The sequence below is a fragment of the Pseudomonas sp. B21-040 genome, from assembly GCF_024748695.1.
Lineage (GTDB): Bacteria > Pseudomonadota > Gammaproteobacteria > Pseudomonadales > Pseudomonadaceae > Aquipseudomonas.
Window position 1 is genome coordinate 3,515,116 of the sequence record NZ_CP087176.1, and the last position, 23,033, is coordinate 3,538,148.

At 58.7% G+C, this 23,033-nt stretch carries 16 protein-coding genes; 8 read left to right on the forward strand and 8 right to left on the reverse strand.

The window, feature by feature from the left end; translation table 11 throughout:
• The first annotated feature begins 192 nt into the window (after positions 1 to 192).
• Positions 193 to 888, forward strand: coding sequence for a pirin family protein (locus tag LOY55_RS16200; RefSeq protein WP_046033190.1), 696 nt, complete (start codon positions 193 to 195; stop codon positions 886 to 888).
• A 184-nt stretch (positions 889 to 1,072) separates the two neighbouring features.
• Here the strand turns inward: LOY55_RS16200 and pgm are convergent, their stop codons facing one another.
• The 4 genes from pgm to LOY55_RS16220 form a co-directional block, all read right to left on the reverse strand.
• Positions 1,073 to 2,719: a phosphoglucomutase (alpha-D-glucose-1,6-bisphosphate-dependent) gene (gene pgm / locus LOY55_RS16205; RefSeq protein ID WP_223525547.1), complete on the reverse strand. Its 1,647-nt coding sequence runs from the start codon at positions 2,717 to 2,719 to the stop codon at positions 1,073 to 1,075.
• Positions 2,720 to 2,830: 111 nt separating this feature from the next.
• Positions 2,831 to 4,231, reverse strand: a complete 1,401-nt coding sequence (locus LOY55_RS16210; RefSeq protein ID WP_109786945.1) for a PLP-dependent aminotransferase family protein — start codon at positions 4,229 to 4,231, stop codon at positions 2,831 to 2,833.
• Between the two features lie 67 nt (positions 4,232 to 4,298).
• The gene (locus tag LOY55_RS16215; protein WP_258665746.1) at positions 4,299 to 5,759 is read right to left on the reverse strand and encodes a hypothetical protein; all 1,461 of its coding nucleotides are present in this window, start codon (positions 5,757 to 5,759) and stop codon (positions 4,299 to 4,301) included.
• Positions 5,760 to 6,300: 541 nt separating this feature from the next.
• Entirely contained in the window at positions 6,301 to 7,323 is a 1,023-nt protein-coding gene (locus LOY55_RS16220; RefSeq protein ID WP_046033150.1) for a zinc-dependent alcohol dehydrogenase family protein, read from the reverse strand.
• Positions 7,324 to 7,591: 268 nt separating this feature from the next.
• Between LOY55_RS16220 and LOY55_RS16225 the strand changes: the two genes are divergently transcribed.
• The 4 genes from LOY55_RS16225 to LOY55_RS16240 all read left to right on the forward strand — a co-directional run bounded on the left by LOY55_RS16225 (position 7,592) and on the right by LOY55_RS16240 (position 14,682).
• Entirely contained in the window at positions 7,592 to 8,509 is a 918-nt protein-coding gene (locus LOY55_RS16225) for a LysR family transcriptional regulator (protein WP_046033149.1), read from the forward strand.
• 306 nt (positions 8,510 to 8,815) lie between these two features.
• A complete protein-coding gene (mexE, locus tag LOY55_RS16230) occupies positions 8,816 to 10,069 on the forward strand; it encodes a multidrug efflux RND transporter periplasmic adaptor subunit MexE (protein WP_046033148.1) in 1,254 nt (417 codons plus the stop codon).
• A 15-nt stretch (positions 10,070 to 10,084) separates the two neighbouring features.
• On the forward strand, positions 10,085 to 13,264 hold the full coding sequence (locus LOY55_RS16235) for an efflux RND transporter permease subunit (RefSeq protein WP_109786948.1): 3,180 nt from the start codon (positions 10,085 to 10,087) through the stop codon (positions 13,262 to 13,264).
• Complete coding sequence (locus tag LOY55_RS16240; protein ID WP_258665752.1) at positions 13,261 to 14,682, forward strand: efflux transporter outer membrane subunit; 1,422 nt, start codon at positions 13,261 to 13,263, stop codon at positions 14,680 to 14,682. Before LOY55_RS16235 ends, LOY55_RS16240 begins: the two co-directional genes overlap by 4 nt.
• Before the next feature lie 92 nt (positions 14,683 to 14,774).
• Here LOY55_RS16240 and LOY55_RS16245 read toward each other — a convergent pair whose 3' ends face one another.
• Genes LOY55_RS16245 through LOY55_RS16255 form a run of 3 tightly spaced genes read right to left on the reverse strand, consistent with a single transcriptional unit; the run spans position 14,775 to position 18,070 of the window.
• Positions 14,775 to 15,740, reverse strand: coding sequence for an HlyD family secretion protein (locus LOY55_RS16245; protein WP_223525546.1), 966 nt, complete (start codon positions 15,738 to 15,740; stop codon positions 14,775 to 14,777).
• A gap of 4 nt (positions 15,741 to 15,744) precedes the next feature.
• On the reverse strand, positions 15,745 to 15,945 hold the full coding sequence (locus tag LOY55_RS16250) for a DUF1656 domain-containing protein (RefSeq protein ID WP_046033144.1): 201 nt from the start codon (positions 15,943 to 15,945) through the stop codon (positions 15,745 to 15,747).
• Positions 15,935 to 18,070 (reverse strand): FUSC family protein, encoded by a 2,136-nt coding sequence (locus LOY55_RS16255; protein ID WP_046033143.1) that lies wholly within the window; start codon positions 18,068 to 18,070, stop codon positions 15,935 to 15,937. Before LOY55_RS16255 ends, LOY55_RS16250 begins: the two co-directional genes overlap by 11 nt.
• A gap of 183 nt (positions 18,071 to 18,253) precedes the next feature.
• On the opposite strand from LOY55_RS16255, the gene LOY55_RS16260 reads away from it, so the two are divergent.
• The 3 genes from LOY55_RS16260 (at position 18,254) to LOY55_RS16270 (ending at position 22,592) form a co-directional block, all read left to right on the forward strand.
• On the forward strand, positions 18,254 to 19,309 hold the full coding sequence (locus LOY55_RS16260; RefSeq protein ID WP_046033142.1) for a tetratricopeptide repeat protein: 1,056 nt from the start codon (positions 18,254 to 18,256) through the stop codon (positions 19,307 to 19,309).
• A 113-nt stretch (positions 19,310 to 19,422) separates the two neighbouring features.
• A complete protein-coding gene (locus LOY55_RS16265) occupies positions 19,423 to 20,925 on the forward strand; it encodes an ATPase domain-containing protein (protein ID WP_258665756.1) in 1,503 nt (500 codons plus the stop codon).
• Positions 20,922 to 22,592 carry an ATP-binding protein gene (locus tag LOY55_RS16270; protein WP_109786953.1) on the forward strand — a complete coding sequence of 557 codons (1,671 nt, stop codon included), beginning with the start codon at positions 20,922 to 20,924 and terminating at the stop codon, positions 22,590 to 22,592. Before LOY55_RS16265 ends, LOY55_RS16270 begins: the two co-directional genes overlap by 4 nt.
• Before the next feature lie 30 nt (positions 22,593 to 22,622).
• Here the strand turns inward: LOY55_RS16270 and LOY55_RS16275 are convergent, their stop codons facing one another.
• Positions 22,623 to 23,000: a response regulator gene (locus LOY55_RS16275; RefSeq protein ID WP_046033139.1), complete on the reverse strand. Its 378-nt coding sequence runs from the start codon at positions 22,998 to 23,000 to the stop codon at positions 22,623 to 22,625.
• Positions 23,001 to 23,033 lie beyond the last annotated feature (33 nt).

Here is a 23,033-nt window from a genome sequence, read left to right on the forward strand (position 1 = left end):
CTGCATTTGCTGTTCAGTTCTAGTGAAATGCTTACAGGTCATTGGCTTATGCGATGAAGTGAAGGCTGGATGAGAACGTTTGGAGGTTATTTTGCATCAACTAATTCGATGGTAATGAGGCATTTTTTACGCTTTTTATCGATGAGTGCCTGATAGATGATGCTCGCCATTAACCCCTTTCAGGAAACGATCATGCTCGAACTCAGATCCTTTAGCTCTTTGGGTGGCGCCCATCACGGCTGGTTGGATGCCCATCATCACTTTTCGTTCGCTGAGTACTATGACCCCAAGCGCATGAACTGGGGCAACCTGCGGGTGTGGAACGATGACGTGATCGCCCCTGGCACCGGGTTTCCACAACACCCGCATCGGGACATGGAAATCATTACCTATGTTCGTGAAGGCGCGATTACTCACCAGGACAACCTTGGCAACAAGGGCCGCACCGAAGCAGGTGATGTTCAGGTGATGAGCGCCGGCACCGGGATCGCACACAGCGAATACAACCTGGAGGCGACACCGACCAAGATTTTCCAGATCTGGATTATCCCGAACGAGTCCGGTCTTGCACCGTCCTGGGGCGCCAAGCCGTTCCCGAAAGGTGAGCGTGAAGGCTTCGTGACTCTGGCCAGCGGCAAATCCGGTGACGATCAAAGTTTGCGAATCCGTGCCGATGCGCGGCTGGTGGCGGCCAACCTGAAGGCCGGTGAATCGGCTGAATATCGCCTGGACAGCGGTCGTCGCGCTTACCTGGTGCCAGCCACCGGTGTCATTGAAGTCAACGGCTTGCGTGCACAAGCTCGAGACGGTGTTGCCGTGGCCGATGAGCAGGTGTTGCGAGTGACAGCGATCGAGGACAGTGAAATCGTCCTGGTCGACCTGGCTTGATCGAGTAAAAAACGCCGGATAAAAAAGGGGCGACCCTATGGTCGCCCCTTTTTTTGGATTTTTGGTGACTGTACCGACGCCATCGCAGGCAAGCCCGACTCCCACAGTGTCGGGGGTCAAACACAAAATCTGTGTTCACCACTGAACCTGTAGGAGCCGGGCTTGCCCTCGATAGGGTCTTCAATCACTTCGCAGCGATTGCGCCATCCACCAGTGTTTGTGCTTCTGCCACCAATTGCTTGAGGTGGTCATCACTCACAAAGCTTTCGGCGTAGATCTTGTAGATGTCTTCCGTGCCCGATGGGCGCGCCGCGAACCAGCCGTTTTCAGTCATGACCTTCAGGCCGCCGATGGCCTGATCATTACCCGGCGCATGGCTGAGGATGCTTTGGATGGCTTCGCCCGCCAGCTCGGTCGAGGTGACCTGATCCGGCGACAGCTTGCTCAGCAAGGCTTTCTGCTCAGGGTTGGCCTTGGCATCCACGCGTACCGAGAACGGCTCGCCGAGTTCGTCGGTCAATGCACGATAGGCCTGACTCGGGTCGCGGCCGGTGCGAGCAGTCATTTCTGCTGCCAGCAGTGCCGGGATCAAGCCATCCTTGTCGGTGCACCAGACACCGCCATCCTTGCGCAGGAACGAGGCGCCAGCACTTTCTTCGCCGCCGAAACCCAGCGAACCGTCGAACAGACCGTCAGCAAACCATTTGAAGCCGACGGGCACTTCGTACAATCGACGCCCCAGGCGCTTGGCAACGCGATCAATCAAGCCGCTGCTGACCACGGTCTTGCCCACGGCTGCATCGGCGCGCCACTGCGGGCGGTTCTGAAACAGGTAGTCGATCGATACCGCCAGGTAATTGTTCGGTGCAAGCAAACCACCGGACGGCGTAACGATGCCATGACGGTCATGATCCGGGTCGCAGGCAAACGCGACATCAAAGCGCTCTTTGAGGCCGATCAGGCCTTGCATCGCGTGGCTGGACGATGGGTCCATGCGGATCTGGCCGTCCCAGTCGACGGTCATGAACCGGAACGTCGGATCAACCTGTTTGTTGACCACGTCGAGGTCCAGACGGTAGTGCTCGGCAATAGCCGACCAGTAGCGCACCCCTGCTCCGCCCAACGGATCAACGCCCAGACGCAGCTTGGCATCACGGATGGCGTCGAAGTCGATCACGTTGATCAGATCGGCAACGTAGGTATTGAGGTAATCGTGACGGTGAGTCGTGCTGGCTTTCAGGGCCTGCTCATAGCTGATGCGCTTGACGCCAGCGAGCTTGGCGGCCAGCAGTTCGTTGGCCTTGGCCTCGATCCACTTGGTGATATGGGTATCGGCCGGACCACCGTTGGTGGGGTTGTACTTGTAGCCACCGCTTTGCGGCGGGTTGTGGGACGGCGTGATGACGATACCGTCCGCCAGCCCCGACGTGCGACCACGGTTGTAGCAGAGAATGGCATGGGAAATGGCCGGGGTCGGCGTGTATTCATCGCCTTCGGCGATCATCACGGTGACGCCGTTCGCCGCCAACACTTCCAGGGCGCTGGCACCCGCCGGCGTGGACAGTGCGTGGGTGTCGATCCCGACGAACAACGGGCCGTCGATGCCTTGGGCTTCGCGATACAGGCAGATCGCCTGGCTGATAGCCAGAACGTGCCACTCGTTGAAACTCAGGTCGAACGAGCTGCCTCGGTGCCCGGACGTGCCAAATGCTACACGCTGGGTTGAGATGGCGGCGTCAGGCTGGCCGGTGTAATAGGCCGTTACCAGTCGCGGGATATCGACCAACAATTCTGCCGGTGCCGGTTTGCCCGCAAAAGGACTGAGTGTCATGCAAAACCTCTGAAATAGAGTGGTTCAGGAATTGGATCGCAGTTTACTGGCAGTTTGACCGCAACGCGATGTTATCGATCCAGGAAGATCGAGGATGTTTTATAACCTCGTTCAATCGACCGCCTCCAGACGCAAGGCATCCCCCAGCAAGCCCAGTGCAACGCCAAGATCATGCTCACCGCCAAAGGTATGGCTCAATCGTAAATGTTGCGCATGCAGCCCGCGCAAACTGAACAATTCCCCCGGCGCCACCACCACTTGTTGCTTGAGCAGGCGGTGGAACACGCCGCGCACATCGACCCGACGCAACGAACGAACCCAGACCGTCGCTCCGCCCTTGGGGTCGACATAGTGCAACGCATCCGCCAGGCGCTCCTCAAGCAACTGGGTCATTTGCACTTTGCGCTCCTTGAGCAGTCGTCGCAGCACCAACAAGTGCTGGTCGATCCGCCCATTGTTGTACAGGCGCGCGATGGCTTTCTGGCGGATCGGCGACAAGCGGAACGAGCGCAGCAGAAAGTGCCGCTGCAGTTCACTGCGCAGTTGCCGCGAAAGCAGATAACCATAAGGCGCTTCTGGCCCGATGACTTTCTCGAACGTGGAAAATACGATCAATCTGTCCGGGTCCAGTAAATCGCGAAACCGTGGACGGCCGGGTTCATATTCAAGTTCGCCGTAACAGTCATTCTCCAACACCCAACTACCGTGCCGCTCCAGCAACTGTGCGGTTTTCTGTCTGTTGCTGTCGCAGGCCACACTGCCACGCGGCATGTTCAGGCCGGACGACAGCATCACAAGTCTCACCGGCTCGGACTCCAGCAACAACTGCAGATGGTCGTGATCAAGCCCACCATCGGCTTGCAATGCCACCTCGACAACGTTTACATCGCAGGCGTCAAACAAGCGCAAGATCGACCAGTCGCAGGGCGACTCCACCACGACCGTTGCATCCTTGAGACAAAGCACCGCGATCAATATTTCCAGTACGCCCCGCAGATCGGCGCCGATGTAGACATCGTCGGCGTGCCAACAACGTGCTGGCGAGGAGGTATAGCGTGCCGCCAGGGCCGCGCGCAGTTCCCGTTCGCCGCAAGGTTGAACACTCGATTGCGGCTGGCGCGGATACTGGCGCAACAGCTCTCGCTCCAGCAGCAACAGTGGGCTGTCCAACGGCTGCAACAGCGCAGGTTCATCGGTACTCAACACCAGCATTCCCGGGCGCCTGGCATTGACATAAACCGTCTCCAGCAGGTCATTGCCGCTGCACGGCGGCCGGATGAAGGACACGGGCAATGCGTAGTAACCGGATTTGGCGACCGAATAGACTCGCCCCTCCTTTTCCAGCAGCGAGTAAGCGTACTGAATGGTGGAAATCGATACGCTCAGGCGTTCCGCCAACTGTCGTAACGAAGGAAGCCGCACGCGCGTATCGCTGGCCGGCTCGCTGATGAGGTGGGTCAGGTAGCGGTACACCGCCTGATAAGCGAAATCGGTTTCTCGGGGTCCTTTCATGAGCAATGACCGAACACGCTGAACACGGCCCAAAGCCGCTGAGCGGACGTTACCAAGCCGGGCACCTTCAACGTCCCGCTGACCGTTCGCTCGTCACAACGTCAATCTCCCTTGTATCTGCGCTCTGCCCCACGTCCGCAGGTTCGCCGCTGACCACCGGCCCCATGCAATAAAGCGTACCAATCAGGCTGACGGGTAACCCGCTGACGTCGACCATCCATTGCAAAACCTGCTCGGGTGCAGGCATGCCCTGCATGGCCCGATGCAGGTCCGGCAACGCCACGAGCATGCCGGGATGACACTGGCGCAGAAAGTATTCAAGCGATGCGCCATGCTCGACAAAAGGAGCGAACAGCAAACACACCAACTGAGCTTCATTCAGACCCAAGGTCCTTTGAGCCTCTATCGCCGCCAATTCCCGCTGATCGGACAGGATTGCCGGGGCACAAAACGCCTGTAATGCCTGTTCACACGCATGCTCAGGAAGGTGCTTGCGGCGCATCATCACCAATACCCGCTGCACATAGTCGGCGACACCGGCCTCATACGCGCGACCCTGCACGAAGCAGGCTTGCAGCCCCCGCAGGTGTGCGGCAATCGAAAGGCTGACGAATTCGTAATCGCCCAATTGAGTCGTCAGCCCGTCAGGTTGAAACTTCAGGAACTCGGTGAGCAGCGGCCAGCGCTCTTCCAGGTTGCTGACCAACATGTCGTGAATATCGATGTAGGTCGCACGGCGACACGCCTCAAAACCTTCTGCGGGGCGCCACGCGGCTTGTTCGTGATCTGGATAAAACTCGCGATAGCAATCGCTGCCCAGTTCATCGAGTCGAGCAAAGAGCTGCTCATAGCTGGTTTCCGGTTGATCCGGGGCCTTGAAACCGGCCTTCGCCGCAGCACGGTTCAACCCCTCCAGTAACTGCTTTTGCTGACGAGGCGAATCGCTGCTGACTAAGGCATCGACACCGCGATCCCAGCGGGCTATCTGCCCGTAGAACTCGCCGGTTGCCAGGTAGGCGTCATCCCAAAGGTCGAGGGGGCCGTTCCAGGTTCGACGGTGACCAACCATCAAAAGATTGAGGCGATTTGACTCCCGTCCGGCTTCGGAGATTGCCACCGCATGATTGAACGGCAGGACCTCGCGGTTATCGACCATCAACACTTCAACGCGAGGATCATCGTAAAGAAACAATGCGCTGCAACTGCGATGGATGTTTTCAAGGGCCGCCGACACCACCCCGTTCGATCGCAAGGTCGCCACCCGCAGCTGGAATGTCGCCGGCGCCCGGCCGGCAATACTCAATTGTGCGGCGCGCAGCAGAGCAAGGGTGTAGCAATTGTCTCGGGTGCCGGACTGGATCGTCAGCACCTTGTATTCGCCGATACGTTCCATGCCACCGGCTGCGACCACGATGCGCTGAATCATCAGTTGCAAAGCCGTACGTTCAGCCCGTGAGAAAAAACTCAGCAATCGTTGCAGTACTTGCTGATAAACATAGTTCATTGCCTGATCATGGGTATTGGTCATCTTCGTTTACCTGTTACTCATAGAGTCGATGTCACACAAACAACGTCATGCATGATCCAATCGGTCACCTGTCATGATTAGAGTGCTGGAGTTGATATGAAATATTAACACTTGGTTTTTAGTCATTATTTGAAATGATTAGGCGCAACCAATGATGCGCCGTGCCGCCGAGAGCCTTCAGCCCATGCAGGGCGGGCCTCTGGCGAGGGCACGAGACATCCTAGGAAATATCCGACAACTTCCCACAGACAGGTAGTACGACAAATAAAGAAAGAAGTTACCCTGCGCACTTCCTCAACTTTTCGAAAACACACTAATTGTTGAGCGTGTATTACGGAGCCCCGATAAACAGCCATAGCTCATTCCTTGAGATGAAAGTAATCATTCAATTATCAAGGCTTATATGATGATTAGAAGATACAGATTGAGGGCAAAAACCAGTTCAGTTGCTGAACGGCCCCGTCATGGATTGACAGGACGCCTCGTGCTTTCGACAAGGGAATGAAAAAGTCCGTGCAAGCACGGACTTTTTAGCGGGGAGTTACACAGGCTCGACCTGGAGGGCCACCCGCTCGCGGCACGGGCATTCGTCCATGTAGCGATGTGCTTCGACAAACTCGGAAAACGGAAAGACCCGAGTCTTGAGCGGCAGCAGCACGCGGTCCGCGGTCAACTGGTTGATGTCACGCAAGGCACGTTGCAGCGCGACCTGGTCCTGGATGATGCCCAGTTCCGGCTTGCCGGTGAAATTGCCGATACAGTGCACAAAGAACTGAATGTTCTTCTGGAACGCTGCACAGGCCGGGAACGGCGTCTGGTTGCCCCCCTGCAGGCCATACAACACCAGGCTTCCACGCGGTGCGAGCACATCACCGAGCAGCGACATCTGCGGACCGCCCAAACCATCGAACACCACATCCACACCGCGGTTGTCCGTGATTTTGTTGATCCGCATGAGCAGATCTTCTTCTTCGGTGACGATCACTTTCTCGGCACCGAGCGACAACAGGTACTCACGTTCATCCGCCGTTTTGGTGGCAGCAATCACGCGTACACCCAAGGCCTTGCCAAGCTGGACGAACGAAGGTCCGGCACAATGGCTGGCGTCGGTCACCAGGACGAATTGCCCGGGCTTGACGCGTGACAGATCGACGTAAGCAAAGTAAGCAATCAGCAACGGCGTGTAATGCACGGCCGCTTCGATCGGGTTCAGCACATCGGGATAGCGGGTCAGCGCCGAGCGAGGCAGAACAATTTGCTCGCCGTACACCGGATAATCGTTCGGGCTTTGCGACGGGAAGCTGGCGACCTTGTCACCCACTGCCAGGTCATCCACGCCCTCGCCGAGCGCCGTAACGACGCCGGACATTTCCTGGCCCAGGCCCGAAGGCAGACGAGCGTGGGACGAGGCCAGATTCTGGCGCCAAAGCGTGTCATACCAGCTGATGCCAATCGCCTCGACGCGCACCTGCACTTCGCCCGGAGCAGGAAGCACTGCCGCATGCTCTTCGCATTTGAGCACCTCGGCTGGACCAAACTTGTGAAAACGGATCGTGCGGGACATCGCAAACCTCGTCAAAGTAACCTCTAATGCCATGAACTCTATCCGGGCTTTCTACCCAAGACTATCAGTGGCTATTAATAGTCGACATGCCTGTCATTGATTCCGCAGCACCGGCGACATTGTCAAATGTCGTGAAAATCGAAGCGGCCTTTCGGGAAAAACTGAATTACACGGTGCAGAGTAGCAGCCTTTCCCCGTAAGATTCATGCCGGCCATTGTTCTCATATGGCCGCTCTCGTCAAGCTTGATGACTCTGCCAGGACTCCAGATGAATCGTAATGACCTGCGTCGTGTCGACCTGAACCTGTTGATCGTTTTCGAAACATTGATGCACGAACGCAGCGTAACCCGCGCTGCAGAGAAACTGTTTCTCGGCCAGCCGGCCATCAGTGCGGCGCTCTCGCGCCTGCGTGGGCTGTTCGATGATCCGTTGTTCGTGCGCACCGGTCGCAGCATGGAGCCGTCCGCCCGGGCGGTAGAAATTTTCGCCCTGCTCTCCCCTGCACTGGATTCGATTTCCACCGCGGTCAGTCGTGCGGCGGAATTCGACCCGGCCACCAGCACCGCGGTGTTTCGCATCGGCCTTTCGGACGATGTCGAGTTCGCCCTGCTGCCGATGCTGCTCAAGCGCCTGCGGGCCGAAGCACCGGGCATCGTCCTGGTGGTGCGCCGGGCCAATTACATTCTGATGCCAAGCCTGCTGGCCTCGGGCGAGATCTCCATTGGCGTCAGCTACACCGCCGACCTGCCGGCCAACGCCAAGCGCAAAGTACTACGTCGCAGCATGCCGAAGCTGTTGCGGGCCGACACAGTGCCGGGGCCGTTGAGCCTGGATGATTTCTGTGCACGACCGCATGCGCTGGTGTCGTTCGCTGGCGACCTGAGCGGCTTTATAGATGAAGAACTGGAAAAGCTCGGGCGCAAACGGCATGTCGTACTGGCGGTGCCGCAGTTCAACGGCCTGAGCACGCTGCTGAGCGGGACGGATATCGTCGCGACAGTGCCCGACTACACGGCCGACGCGCTGACGGCTGCCGGTGGTGTTCGGGCTGAAGATCCGCCGCTGCCGGTGCGCAGTTTTGAATTGCACATGGCCTGGCGCGGGTCGCAGGACAATGATCCGGGCGAGCGCTGGTTGCGTTCACGGATTCAGATGTTTTTTGGGGATCCGGACAGCCTGGCGTGACATACGTATGAATGTCGCCGACGCTATCGCAGGCAAGCCTTGCTCCTACAGGGCCATTGCACGATATGTAGGAGCCAGGCTTGCCCGCGATAGCCTCACCTCGGTTTCAAGACTGATTGATGCTTTTCCAGCAACACAGAATTTCCATCAAGCCCGTTGATAGCTCACCAACGCAAGGTGCAAGCTAGAGAGCTCGCCCGAGCCTCATATCATTCCGAATGATAGTTACCTTCGCTTCATTCGATTCGTGAGATACACCCTCGCCGCTCATCATCCGCCCATCTCAATACATTGGCGGATGCATCCATGGAACAGTCACTCAAACATTTGCGCTTCCCGTTGGCCCTGCTGGCCGTGGTGGTGATGAGCGCTTGCGGCAAGGCTCCGGAGTCTGCCGCCACCATGCCCGCGGCCAAAGTCAGTGTCGCCAAGGTGCTGGAACAACCGATCAACGAGTGGGACGAATTTACCGGGCGCCTGGAAGCCCCGGAAACGGTAGAAATTCGCCCACGAGTCTCCGGGCAGATTGATGAAGTGGCGTTCACTGAAGGCGCACTGGTCAAGAAAGGCGACTTGCTGTTCCAGATCGACCCGCGTCCGTTCCAGGCTGAGGTCCGCCGCCTCGAAGCCCTGGTCGCCCAATCCCGCGCCAATGCGACTCGCAGTGAAAACGAAGCCCAGCGCGGTGAACGCCTGCGCACCAGCAACGCGATCTCTGCCGAACTGGCCGATTCGCGTACCAGTGCCGCTCAAGAAGCCCGCGCCGCTGTCGGTGCCCTTCAGGCGCAACTGGACCTGGCCAAACTGAACCTGAGTTTCACCCGTGTCACCGCCCCGATCAGTGGTCGTGTCAGCCGTGCCGAAATCACCGCCGGCAACCTGGTGACCGCCGATACCACACCGCTGACCAGCGTCGTGTCCACCGATAAGGTCTACGCCTACTTCGACGCAGACGAGCGCGTATTCCTCAAGTACACCCAGCTTGCCCGCCAAGGCAAACGCGGCGCCACCACCCCGGTTTACATGGGCCTGTCCAACGAAGACGGCAACCCGCATCAGGGCGTGATGAACTTCATCGACAACCAGGTCAATCCGAAAACCGGCACCATCCGCGGTCGCGCTGTATTCGACAACACCGACGGCAGCTACACCCCGGGCCTTTATGCGCGCCTGAAACTGGTGGGCAGCGGCACGTATTCCGCCGTGCTGATCAATGACGAAGCAGTGGGTACCGACTTGGGTAAAAAGTTTGTGCTGGTGATGGATGCCGACAACAAAACGGCCTATCGCGCCGTCGAACTGGGTCCGAAGATCGAAGGTTTGCGCATCGTGCGTAGCGGTCTGAACAAGGACGACACGGTCATCGTCAAGGGCCTGCAACGGGTTCGCCCTGGCTCGCCGGTCACCCCTGAAGTGATCCCGATGGCCAGCGAACAAACCATCGCCGCCCTGGCTCAACAACGACAAGCGCTGGAAGCCAGCAACCTGCCCCAAGTCGCACCTGCCAAGGTCGCGCCGGGTTCGGTTGTGAAACTGGCTGCTGCGACCCCACGCGGTTAAGGGACAAAAACTCCGATGAATTTTTCTCAATTCTTCATTTCACGGCCGATCTTCGCAGCGGTGCTGTCGCTGCTGATCCTGATCGCCGGCGCCATCTCGCTGTTCCAGTTGCCGATCAGCGAATACCCGGAAGTCGTGCCGCCCACCGTTGTGGTCCGTGCCAACTTCCCGGGCGCCAACCCTAAAGTCATTGGTGAAACCGTGGCCGCTCCGCTGGAGCAAGCCATTACCGGCGTCGAGAACATGCTGTACATGTCCTCGCAGTCCACCGCCGACGGCAAAATCACCCTCACCATCACCTTCGCGCTGGGCACTGACCTGGACAACGCGCAAGTGCAGGTGCAGAACCGCGTAACCCGCACCGAGCCCAAACTTCCAGAAGAAGTGACGCGCATCGGTATCACCGTGGACAAGGCTTCGCCCGACCTGACGATGGTTGTGCACTTGACCTCGCCGGACAAACGCTACGACATGCTCTACCTGTCCAACTACGCCCTGCTCAACATCAAGGATGAGCTGGCGCGCCTGGGGGGTGTCGGTGACGTGCAATTGTTCGGTATGGGCGATTACTCTCTGCGGGTCTGGCTCGATCCGAACAAGACCGCCTCGCGCAACCTGACAGCAACCGACGTGGTGAGCGCGATTCGCGAACAGAACCGTCAAGTGGCTGCCGGTGCACTGGGCGCGCCGCCTGCGCCGAATGCCACCGCCTTCCAGCTGTCGGTCAACACTCAAGGTCGCCTGGTTTCTGAGGAAGAGTTCGAGAACATCATCATTCGCTCCGGCGATAACGGTGAAATCACTCGCCTCAAAGACATTGCTCGCGTCGAACTGGGTTCCAGTCAATACGCCCTGCGTTCCTTGCTGAACAACCAACCGGCCGTGGCGATCCCGATCTTCCAGCGTCCAGGCTCCAACGCCATCGAAATTTCCAATGAAGTTCGGGCAAAAATGGCCGAGCTGAAGAAGAACTTCCCTGAAGGCATGGATTTCAGCATCGTCTATGACCCGACGATCTTCGTGCGCGGTTCCATCGAAGCGGTGGTTCATACCCTCTTCGAAGCGCTGATCCTCGTGGTACTGGTGGTGATCCTGTTCCTGCAAACCTGGCGCGCCTCGATCATCCCGTTGGTAGCGGTGCCGGTTTCGCTGATTGGTACGTTTGCCGTCATGCACCTGTTCGGCTTCTCGTTGAACGCCCTGTCGCTGTTCGGCCTGGTACTGGCCATCGGTATCGTGGTGGACGATGCGATCGTGGTGGTGGAGAACGTCGAGCGAAATATCGAACTGGGACTGACGCCGGTCGAAGCAACCAAGCGTGCCATGCGTGAAGTGACCGGTCCGATCATTGCCACGGCGCTGGTGCTGTGTGCAGTGTTTATCCCGGCCGCGTTCATTTCGGGCCTCACTGGCCAGTTCTACAAGCAATTCGCCTTGACCATTGCGATCTCGACCGTGATCTCGGCGTTCAACTCGCTGACCCTGTCGCCAGCACTGGCTGCCGTCTTGCTGAAAAGTCATGACGCGCCGAAAGATCGTTTCTCCAAGGTGCTGGACAAGATCTTCGGTGGCTGGTTGTTCCGTCCGTTCAACCGCTTCTTTGACAAGGCCAGCCATGGTTATGTCGGCACGGTGGGCCGGGTTATCCGCAGCAGCGGCATCGCCCTGCTGTTGTACGCGGGCCTGATGGTGTTGACCTTCTTCGGTTTCGCCAACACCCCGACCGGTTTCGTACCCGGCCAGGACAAGCAATACCTGGTGGCCTTCGCTCAACTGCCGGATGCCTCGAGCCTGGACCGTACCGAAGACGTGATCAAGCGCATGTCCGACCTGGCCCTGAAACAGCCTGGCGTGGAAAGTGCGGTGGCCTTCCCGGGCCTGTCGATCAACGGTTTCACCAACAGTCCTAACGCCGGCATCGTGTTCGTGACCCTGAAACCTTTCGACGAGCGCAAAGACCCGAGCATGTCCGCGGGTGCAATCGCCGGAGCCTTGAACGGTCAGTTCGCCGGGATTCAAGAAGCCTACATGGCGATCTTCCCGCCGCCACCAGTACAAGGCCTGGGCACCATTGGTGGTTTCCGCCTGCAAATCGAAGACCGGGGCAACCTGGGCTACGAAGAGCTGTACAAAGAAACCATGAACATCATCAACAAAAGCCACAACGTGCCGGAACTGGCCGGCCTGTTCACCAGCTACACCGTGAACGTGCCCCAGGTCGATGCTGCCATCGACCGCGAAAAAGCCAAGACCCACGGCGTCGCCGTCAGCGACATCTTCGACACCCTGCAGATCTACCTGGGTTCGCTGTATGCCAACGACTTCAACCGTTTCGGTCGTACCTATCAGGTCAACGTTCAGGCTGAGCAACAGTTCCGCCTCGAATCCGACCAGATCGGCCAGCTGAAAGTGCGTAACAACAAAGGCGAGATGATCCCGCTGGCGACCTTCATCAAGGTCAGCGACACCTCCGGCCCAGACCGCGTGATGCACTACAACGGCTTCATCACCGCTGAAATCAACGGTGCGGCAGCCCCCGGCTACAGCTCCGGCCAGGCGGAAAAAGCCATCGAGAAACTGCTCAAGGAAGAACTTCCAAACGGCATGACCTACGAATGGACCGACCTGACCTACCAGCAGATTCTGTCCGGCAACACTGCGCTGTTCGTGTTCCCGCTCTGCGTATTGCTGGCGTTCCTGGTACTCGCGGCGCAGTACGAAAGCTGGAGCCTGCCACTGGCGGTGATCCTGATCGTACCAATGACGTTGCTGTCGGCCATTACCGGTGTGATCGCGTCGGGCGGCGACAACAACATCTTCACCCAGATCGGCTTGATCGTACTGGTGGGGCTGGCCTGTAAGAACGCGATTCTGATCGTCGAGTTTGCCAAGGACAAACAGCTGGAAGGCCTCAACCCGCTCGCGGCGGTGCTGGAAGCTTGCCGTCTGCGTCTGCGTCCGATCCTGATGACCTCCTTCGCGTTCATCATGGGTGTTGTGCCGCTGGTGTTCTCCAGCGGTGCCGGTGCCGAAATGCGTCACGCCATGGGTGTGGCGGTGTTCTCCGGGATGCTCGGGGTGACCTTCTTCGGTCTGTTGCTGACGCCTGTGTTCTACGTATTGATTCGCAACTTTGTGGAACGCGGTGAAGCGCGCAAAGCGGCCAAGGCCCTGAAACTGGAGTCGCATCAATGAGTTTTAAAGCTTTCCTGCCGAGCCTGCTGGCACTGGCCCTGAGTGCTTGTGCGGTCGGCCCGGACTATAAGACCCCAGCCACGGAGCCGGCCAACATCACCGCCGCCACCGATGGTGCTGCCGGTCAGAAAAACTTCGACCGCTCGCACTTCGAAGGCATTTGGTGGCAGCAGTTCGAGGACCCGACCCTGAACCAGTTGGTCACTCAATCACTGCAAGGCAACCGGGATTTGCGCGTGGCGTTCGCACGCTGGAAAGCGGCCCGGGCGATTCGCGATGATGTCAGCAACAACGCGATGCCGACCATCACCAGCCGAGTCAGCAGTGACCTGGGCAAGGGGCAAATCCCGGGCGAAACTACTGACCGGGTTAACAGTGAGCGCTACGACCTTGGTCTGGACATGGCGTGGGAGATCGACCTGTTTGGCCGGATCCAGCGCAACCTGGAATCCGCCAACGCGGAACAACAGGCTTTCGAAGCCGATTTGTACCAACTGCAAGTCACCATGATTGCCGAACTGGTGGATTCCTACGGTCGACTGCGCGGTGCGCAATTGCGTGAAAAGATCGCCTTGGCCAACCTGGAAAACCAGCAAGAGTCGCGCAAAATCACCATCAGCCTGCGTGATGCCGGCGTCGGCGATCAGCTCGACGTGGAGCGTGCCGACGCACGTTTGGCGTCCGTCGAAGCCAGCGTGCCGCAACTGCAGGCCGAACAGGTTCGCCAGAAAAACCGCATCGCCACCCTGCTGGGTGAGCGTCCGGAAAAGCTGACAGTCGACCTGAGCCCGAAAGATTTGCCGGCCATTGCCAAAGCGCTGCCGATTGGTGATCCGGGTGAACTGCTGCAACGTCGCCCGGACATCCTGAGCGCCGAGCGCAAACTGGCGTCTGCCACCGCCCGCATCGGCGTGGCCAAGGCTGATTTGTTCCCCCGGGTCAGCCTCAGCGGTTTCCTCGGCTTTACCGCCGGGCGCGGGTCGCAAATCGGTTCCTCGGCGGCCAACGCCTGGGCGCTGGGCCCAAGCATCACCTGGGCCGCGTTTGACCTGGGCAGTGTGAAGGCCCGTTTGCGCGGTGCCGATGCGGATGCGGAAGGCGCGCTGGCGACTTACGAGCAGCAAGTGCTGTTGGCGCTGGAAGAGTCGGAAAATGCGTTCAGCGACTACGGCAAACTTCAGCAGCGGTTGATCTCACTGATTCGTCAAAGCGAATCGAGCCGTGCCGCCGCTGACCTGGCCGAAATTCGCTACCGCGAAGGCGGTACCGACTTCCTCGTCCTGCTGGATGCCCAACGCGAGCGACTGGCGGCCGAAGACTCCCAGGCCCTGGCCGAAACCGATCTGTATCGCGGCATTGTCGCAATTTACAAAGCCCTTGGCGGTGGCTGGCAACCCGAGACGGTCGCCAGCAAGTAAGCTTTTTGAAGAGCTCCATTGGTTGGTCACAATCAACCATTTTTTTAGCCCTGCGCCTCATTCGGTCGCAGGGCTTTTTTTTGCTTCAAGGATTACCGATGATCCCGGGCTTCGCGGTTTTCCAGAACGCTCACCGTGGCCGTCGTCCCCGCGCGCAGGAGGTTTTTACCGGGATAGTCGGCGTCAATCTCAATTCGCACTGGCACCCGTTGCGCCAGTTTGACCCAGGTGTAACTGGGGTTAATGTTGGCCAGCAAGCGCCCGCCGGGCAGGTTTTCCCGGTCGGCGATGGCGAAAGCAATGCTTTGCACCGTGCCGCCAAAGGCTTCGCCGCTCATCAATTCGATGTTGACCCGGTCGCCCAGCCGGATCCGTGGCAATTTGGTCTCTTCAAAATAGCCGCTGACATAAAACGAATTGCTGTCTACCAGCGCCAACAGTGGGCCGCCAGCAGACGCATAGTCGCCCTGACGGGTCAGCAGGTTGGTGACATAGCCCGTGACGGGCGATTCGACCCGGGTGCGTTGCAAGTCCAGTTCAGACTGAGTCGACGCCGCGATCGCCAGCTGCACGTTGGCCTGGGCCAAAATCAGATTGGCCTGGTTACGCAGTAGATCGGCCTCGGCCACGGATACGTCGGTGTTGGCTTTTTCCCACTCCTCCCCTGAGATCGCCGAGCGGTCCTTTAGCGTACGGCGCCGACGCTCCTCACTCTGCCGCTGCCTGAGCAGCGACTCGCTGGCGGAAATCGTCGCCTGTGATTGCCCCAGCGAAGCCTTCGCTACTTCCACAGACCGTTTGGCATGCTCCACCGCGAGGGTGTAGCGAGCCGGGTCGATTTCCAGCAGCAACTGGCCTTTTTCAACATGCTGGTTGTCTTGAACGGCCAACTTGACGATGCGCCCTGACACGTCGGCAGACAAGGTCACCACATCAGCACGAACCCGTGCATCCCGGGTCCAGGGGGATCGGGTGTAATGCTGCCAGGCAAACCAGCCAAGTAGAAAGGCCAACAGTACAACAGCCAGTGTTGCGAATCGGGCAAGGTTTTTCTTCAAGGCATCAGGCTCCCATCAGCAAAATCAACGTTGCGCATACGCAGACATACAGCGCGCCCTCGAACAACGCTTCATGCCAGACGAAACGCAGCACGCCGAGGCGACGCAAGCCCCAATCCAGCGCCAGAAATATCGGCAGCGCCAACAGCAGTGCCTGAGCGATAGGCGGCAAATACACGCCACCCAGTTCAAAATCAATGGGCAAGGGCTGGCGCTCCTACTGTGTCCACAGGTTGGAAGTACTCGCGATATCGCTGGATGAACGACTCGACGATCAGCAGTGCCACGCGCATTCGGAACACCGACCACAGCTGTTCGTGAACCACCAGATGCAGATCGTCCATCTCGTCGCCCAAGGTGTGCAAATCCCCCAGTAGCCGGTTGAGGTCTATCCCCGGCCGCCCGGCAACCCACCTTCCGCAATCGCGCACCGCAGTCAGCAACCGTTGCTGTTGCTCCGAACTCAACAACGTGTTGCCCTGCCCCTGCTGCCGGAGTTGGTTCAGTGCAACGCCCAAAGCCATGCACCCGAGACTGACCTGAAACAGTTCCCCGGAAGACTTGTCGCTGGTGGCCGGCAATAATCCCAACATCATGGTCAATCGATCGACCATACGGCTTTCGAAGGCAAATTGATGTTCGTCGGCGGCCGATGTTTTCATCAAGGCGTGGACCTGCTCGCAATTCTCCTTGAACAGCCGACGAATCCGTAAGTCAGGCCTGAACGGAAAAATCAACGCGAAGACGCTCAAGGCCAGGACGGTTGCGCTGATGTATGCGCCGGCAAACTCGAACCACTGGATCGCACTGTTCTGGCCTATCCCGACGTTTTGCGGTCCAAACAACAGAAATGTCGTCAGCCCAAGACCGATGCCTGTCCCGGTGGTGGCAGGCGTGGCAAGCCCCACCGCGACGGCATACAACAACGGTACCAACAGCAATGCCAATAGCTGGAAATCACTGATCATGGGTATCAGCATGAATTGATAGAGCGCCGACACCACCAACGCCAGGCCCAGCCCCCTTGCATAGCTTTGCGCCGCCAGGAGCGGCCTGGGGAACGTTGCCATCAGGGAGCAAAGGATCCCCACCAGGATCATCGCGCCCCGCGTACCGTCCCAACCGGTCTCGATCCAGATCAGCCCGGCGACCAGCAACGCGGTAAATGCCCGGGTCGCGTTCATCGCTGCCAGGGTGTAATCCAGATGCAATGGGTTTTCCTGCCCGCGAAACACGCAACTGGCCTGGCGTTCCTCCTGAATGGCGTCGCTCAACTCCAGAATCTGCTCCAGTTGCTGCAGCATCCGCGCTTGCTCCCAGCGCAGAGCCCACGCCAATGAGCGTAGCGTCGCCGGCATGGCTTCAGTCAGTTGTTCAGCCTTGTAGGCCTGATCATCAAATCGCTGCTGCAATGCCGAAAAATGATGGCGATCATCGGGCGCAAGCGAGCGTCCCTTGAGAGCCAGCTCATCAAGAAATGCAAGTTCTTCGGCGCGCAAACGCTGTATTTCTTCGGGCAAATCACCTTTCCAGCGCTCAGCCAGCAGTTGACGCTGGTGACGCAGGGCCGTCAGCCGGGAGGTAAGCAACACTAATTGGTTTCCCAGCAGTTGCACCAGGCCATCGGCGCTACGCAGTCGGGGGGCGTCGAAATAAAGGTGCCGGCGCAATCCTTCAAGGGCGCTGATTTCGCCTAATAACTGCATTTGCCGACGGTGGAAATCAGCTTCGGATTCTTCGGTTCGAATCGCCGCTGCGGCGTGTGTCGCCAGTAATTTGATCACTTGATCGATCTTGGTGAAATAACTCCGGGCTACGGCCTCCGGTCGCGCGGTCAACAGGCTGACGACGCAGACGCACGCCACCGCCAGCAGCGTCTCGGTAACACGGGTAATCGCCAGCAGAAAGGTGCCGTCTTGATCCGGTATGGCCAACAGCGCCACCACCACAGCCGTGTAACCACTGAGTACAAATGCCTGGGAGCTGGTGTAGCGCAACAAGGTGCCACCGGCGGTGCACAGCGCCAGCCACAGGGCCAGGGTAATGATGAAAGGCAGCGGCGCCTGGGGAAAGATCGCCATGATCAGGACGGCCACCGCAGCGCCCATTGTGGTGCCGATGACCTGGCCGAAACTGCGGGCCAGTGCCATGCCACCCAGAGGTTGGCTGACGATGACCACCGCCATGATCGACCACTTGGGTTGGTCGAGGTCGAACAGGAACGCCAGATACAGGGTCAACAACCCGGCCGCGATGGTTCTCAAGGCAAACAGCAGCACCGCTTGCCCGGGATTGAGCATTGCCTTGAAGTATTGGAGCAGCGGTTGCATGGGAACACTCGTCGAGTCATCTCTAGCAAGCGTAGTCACTGCTTCAGAGCCTCGACAGGTTTCAATGTCGACGTACCCTGTAGGCTAAATCGTCGACACCGGGCCAAGTCAGCGTTTGACTCACAGCCCGACCTGACCGAAGCTGACAGCTTTGCAAAAGCTTGCCAGCTCCTGGATTCCTGCATGCCCCAGCCCCGCCGCTATTTGCTTATCAGCCTCTGTGTGCTGTTTACCGTCTTTATTGCCTGGTTACTCCTGCGCAGCACCACACCTGAGGTCCCGGAGGCGATCAAGCGTGGTTACAGCGAAGCACTGACTCAGGCACGTACCGGTCAACCGGGAGCCGCACGGGTGCTATACCAACAACTGGCACGCCCTGACCTGTCCGCCAAGCGGCGTATCTGGCTGCATGCCGAATTGCCCAATTACCCAAGCCCGCAAGCCCTGAAACTGGCGGATGCGGACCTGCAAAATGCCAATGAAGACGTGCGGATCGCCGCGATCAAAAGCATTAGCGGCCTGGTGTCCGCGGGGCAACGCAGCCTGCTGATCGGCCCGTTGCTCGACGACAGCGAGCCAAGCGTGCGTTTTGCAGCCGTCAACGCCCTGCTGGGGCTCTCGCCGGATGAGCTGGGGTTGTATTTCGGACCGCTGGAGCAAGCCATCGACGCCTGGGAATTGGCCCTTCAAAGTCAGCCACCCAGCGCGCAGAACCAATACCAATTGGCGCGCTTGCACCTGCACAACGCCGAATTGAAAGAGGCACAAGAGGCGCTGGACCGCACGTTGCAGCTGGAACCCGGCAATTTGCCGGCGCTGGTGATGCAAATCGACGTGCTCGACCGGCAAGGCCAAAGCGATGCCGCGCGCCAGTTGTTGGCGAAACAGTTAAAGGCGCAACCCGACTCAGCGTATCTGCAACACGCCCTGGGGCTGTGGTTGCTGCACCACGGACAGAGTGAGTTCGCCCTCCTCGGCCTCTCCAAAGCCGTAGAGCTGGAGCCTGACAACAAGGAATATCGCTACGACCTGGCGACCACTTTGCACCTTGAGCAAGAGCTGGAGGCTGCGCAAAAACAGTTACAGGAAATCGTCCAGCGTCACCCGTCCGATCGCAAGGCGCGAGTGCTGCTGATCAACTACTGGAAGGAAAGCGGACAGTTGCAGAACGTGCAAATCCTGCTGGCACAACTGGAACAACTCAACCCGGATGATCCCGCGTTGCAGCAAGGGCTTTAACCCTCACGAAATTACGTTGAACCGTCATCACGGCCAGCGGTCAAGTGATCAGGCAGCCCGTTCAGGCACTTCAGCCTGGCGCCTCACTTCCCCTGTTTATGAGAGGGTTCTTTTTGTCTACATCTAACGAGTTTATCAGTGCAAAAGCCGCCACCGGCATCGAAGGCCTGGATGACATCCTGGCCGGTGGCTTGTCCCGCGGGCATGTTTTTTTGCTGGAGGGTGAGCCCGGCACCGGCAAAACCACCGTCGCTTTGCATTTTCTGTTGGCCGGCGCCCTGGCGGGCGAGCGCTCGTTGTACATCACACTGTCGGAAACCGAGCGCGAACTGCGCCAAGGTGCGCTTTCCCACGGCTGGGAGCTGGATGAGAACATCCACATCTTCGAGCTGACCCCACCGGAAAGCCTGCTCAATGCCGAGCAGCAGCAAAGCCTGTTGTACTCCTCGGACCTTGAGCTGGGCGAAGCCACCAAGCAGATTTTCGAAGTGGTTGAACGGATCAAACCGACCCGCGTGGTGCTCGACAGCCTGTCTGAAATCCGCCTGCTGGCTCAAAGCTCGTTGCGTTACCGCCGACAGATTCTGGCGATCAAGCACTACTTTGTGCGGTACGACGCCACGGTGCTGTTGCTGGATGACTTGACCACCGAGTCCCTCGATAAAACCGTACACAGCGTCGCCCACGGCGTGATTCGCCTGGAAGAGCTGACACCCAACTACGGCGCCGAACGCCGTCGCATCCGCGTGGTGAAGTATCGCGGTCAAAAATACCGTGGCGGTTTTCATGACTTCACCATCATGGGCGATGGCGTGCATGTGTTCCCGCGCCTCGTGGCCGCCGAGCACCGCGGGCGTTACACCCGGCAACAGTTGACCAGCGGCATCAAGGAAATGGACGCCCTGCTCGGTGGCGGAATAGAAACCGGCTCCAGCACGCTGATCCTTGGCCCGGCCGGTACCGGCAAATCGCTGATTTCGATGATCTTCGCCGCCGCCGCCGTGGCGCGCGGTGAAAAAGCCGCGTTGTTCATATTCGATGAAGAAATGGGGCTGTTGTTCGAGCGCATGAAAAACATGGGTATTGATTTGCAGGCCCTGCAAGACACCGGCAATTTACTGATCGAACAAGTGGATGCAGCCGAGTTGTCTCCCGGAGAGTTCTCCCACCGGGTTCGCTGCTGCGTCGACGAAGGCCATATCAAAACCGTGGTCATCGACAGCATCAACGGCTATCAGGCTGCGATGCCCGGGGAAAATGCGCTGGTGCTGCACATGCACGAGTTGCTGCTGTACCTCAATCGCCAGGGTGCGGCGACGTTCATGACGGTGGCCCAACACGGGCTGGTCGGCGACATGCAGGCGCCGGTCGACATCACTTACCTGGCGGACACGGTGATTCTGCTGCGCTACTTCGAAGCGCTGGGCAAGGTTCGCCGGGCGATCTCGATCATCAAGAAACGTACGGGTAGCCACGAGTCGACCATCCGCGAATACCGCATCAGCAGCCTTGGCATGACCATCGGTGAACCGCTGGACGCGTTTCAAGGCGTGTTGCGTGGCGTGCCCACTTATCTGGGCGCCAGCAACCCGTTGCTCAGGGAAGATCAAAAGTGACGGCCATCGAGGCGATGTCCGAGCGCGCGATCATCCTCGCGCCACTGGGACGCGACAGCCAGATAGCCCTGATGATGCTCAATGAAGCCGGATTTGAAGGGCTCGTCACCCGTAACTTGATCACACTGTGCGACGAACTTGAGCAAGGCGCCGGGCTGTTGCTGATTGCATCCGAAGCCTTGCTGGGCTCTGATCTTGACCCCCTTCTGGGCTTGATCGACCATCAACCCGCCTGGTCGGACCTGCCGATCGTACTGCTGACCCACCACGGCGGCCCGGAGCAAAACCCCGCCTCTCGGCTGGGCGCGCAGCTGGGCAACGTAACGTTTCTGGAGCGCCCCTTCCATCCCGTGACCCTGATCAGCCTGGTCGCCACCGCCTTGCGCGGGCGACGACGACAGTATGAAGCCAGGGACCGCTTGATTGACCTGAGCCAAAGCGAGCTGCGCCTGCAAACAACCCTGGAAACCCTTGAGCAACAGGTCGAGGAACGCACCGCACAGCTGCGCCACAACGAAGAAGCCCTCAGGCAATCACAGAAAATGGAAGCGGTCGGACAGCTTACCGGCGGCATCGCCCATGACTTCAATAACATGCTGACTGGCATCATCGGCAGTCTTGAATTGCTGCGTCGGCGCCTTGCGAGGGGGCGCACCGAGGACCTGGACGGGTTGATCGACCTTGGCGTGACATCCGCCAACCGCGCCGCCGGTTTGACCCATCGATTGCTGGCGTTCTCGCGGCGCCAATCACTGGACTCCAAGCCCGTTGAAATGAACACCCTCGTAGCGTCCATGGGCGAATTGCTGCAACGCAGCATCAACGAAAGTATTGAACTGGACATACAACTGAGCGAAGACCTGTGGGTGGCCGAGGCCGATCCCAATCAACTCGAAAGTGCCCTGCTCAACCTTGTGCTCAACGCCCGCGATGCCATGCCTGAAGGCGGCACGTTGATTGTAAACACCTCAAATCAGCAACTGGACTCGCGGTTCGTTGCAGCTCACGGCAATCTGCTACCGGGTGATTACGTGTTGTTGCGCGTCACCGACACCGGTTGCGGCATGCCCGAAAGCACCATCAGCCGGGCCTTTGACCCTTTCTTTACGACCAAGCCGATTGGCCAGGGCACCGGTTTGGGGTTGTCGATGATTTACGGATTCAGCAAACAATCCCACGGTCACGTCACGATCGACAGCGAAGTCGGTCACGGCACCTCGGTGAGTCTGTTTCTACCGCGTTACAGCGGGGATCTGGCTGAGGAAAACCTGATCGACATCCAGCATGCCCCTCACGCCCTGGACGGTGAAACCGTGCTGATTGTCGAAGACGATCCGGCGGTCCGGGTGCTGGTCAGTGCCGTGTTGAGTGAATTGGGCTACGCCTATGTAGAAGCCGGCGACGCCGACAGTGCGGTGCCGATTCTCGACTCGGCGCAACGCATTGATCTGTTGATCAGTGACGTCGGGCTGCCGGGCATGAATGGCCGGCAACTGGCGGAAATCGGTCGGCAGTACCGACCTGATCTAAAAGTGCTGTTCATCACCGGCTATGCCGAACACGCGGCCGTGCGTGGAGGGTTTCTGGACCCTGGCATGCAGATGATCACCAAACCTTTTACCTTTGATCTGCTGACGGCCAAGGTTCGGGAGATGATCAGCATCTGATCCCTACCGTGACCGCCGATGGCAAGGTGCTCAGGAAAGCATTTGTTGCATGAGCTCTTGCAATACATCCAGATCAAACGGCTTGTCCAGAATCGGCGCTTTTTTGGTGATCGGGCTGTCCGTCTCGCGGACTTCCTGTGCATAGCCGCTGATAAAGATCACCTTGAGCTCCGGGCGCAACTTGACCGCAGGTTCCGCGACCTGTACGCCGGTAATCCCGCCCGGCAGGCGGAAGTCGGTGATCATCATGTCCAGGTGCGGCTTGCTGGCCAGAATTTCAAAGGCCTGCTCGCCGTTTTCCGCTTGCAGTACCCGGTAACCCTCGCCCGACAAATACGCCGAAAGGACCATCAAAATAGAGGGATCATCTTCGACGATCAGTACGACGTCTTGTGCATCTTCACTCATGGGAAGCCTTTGTTCGGTCAATAGCTGCTGATA

Coding starts and splice junctions, on each gene's coding strand:
- LOY55_RS16200 (WP_046033190.1), top strand. CDS start 193: ATGCTCGAACTCAGATCCTTTAGCTCTTTGGGTGGCGCCCATCACGGC.
- pgm (WP_223525547.1), bottom strand. CDS start 2,719: ATGACACTCAGTCCTTTTGCGGGCAAACCGGCACCGGCAGAATTGTTG.
- LOY55_RS16210 (WP_109786945.1), bottom strand. CDS start 4,231: ATGAAAGGACCCCGAGAAACCGATTTCGCTTATCAGGCGGTGTACCGC.
- LOY55_RS16215 (WP_258665746.1), bottom strand. CDS start 5,759: ATGACCAATACCCATGATCAGGCAATGAACTATGTTTATCAGCAAGTA.
- LOY55_RS16220 (WP_046033150.1), bottom strand. CDS start 7,323: ATGTCCCGCACGATCCGTTTTCACAAGTTTGGTCCAGCCGAGGTGCTC.
- LOY55_RS16225 (WP_046033149.1), top strand. CDS start 7,592: ATGAATCGTAATGACCTGCGTCGTGTCGACCTGAACCTGTTGATCGTT.
- mexE (WP_046033148.1), top strand. CDS start 8,816: ATGGAACAGTCACTCAAACATTTGCGCTTCCCGTTGGCCCTGCTGGCC.
- LOY55_RS16235 (WP_109786948.1), top strand. CDS start 10,085: ATGAATTTTTCTCAATTCTTCATTTCACGGCCGATCTTCGCAGCGGTG.
- LOY55_RS16240 (WP_258665752.1), top strand. CDS start 13,261: ATGAGTTTTAAAGCTTTCCTGCCGAGCCTGCTGGCACTGGCCCTGAGT.
- LOY55_RS16255 (WP_046033143.1), bottom strand. CDS start 18,070: ATGCAACCGCTGCTCCAATACTTCAAGGCAATGCTCAATCCCGGGCAA.
- LOY55_RS16260 (WP_046033142.1), top strand. CDS start 18,254: ATGCCCCAGCCCCGCCGCTATTTGCTTATCAGCCTCTGTGTGCTGTTT.
- LOY55_RS16275 (WP_046033139.1), bottom strand. CDS start 23,000: ATGAGTGAAGATGCACAAGACGTCGTACTGATCGTCGAAGATGATCCC.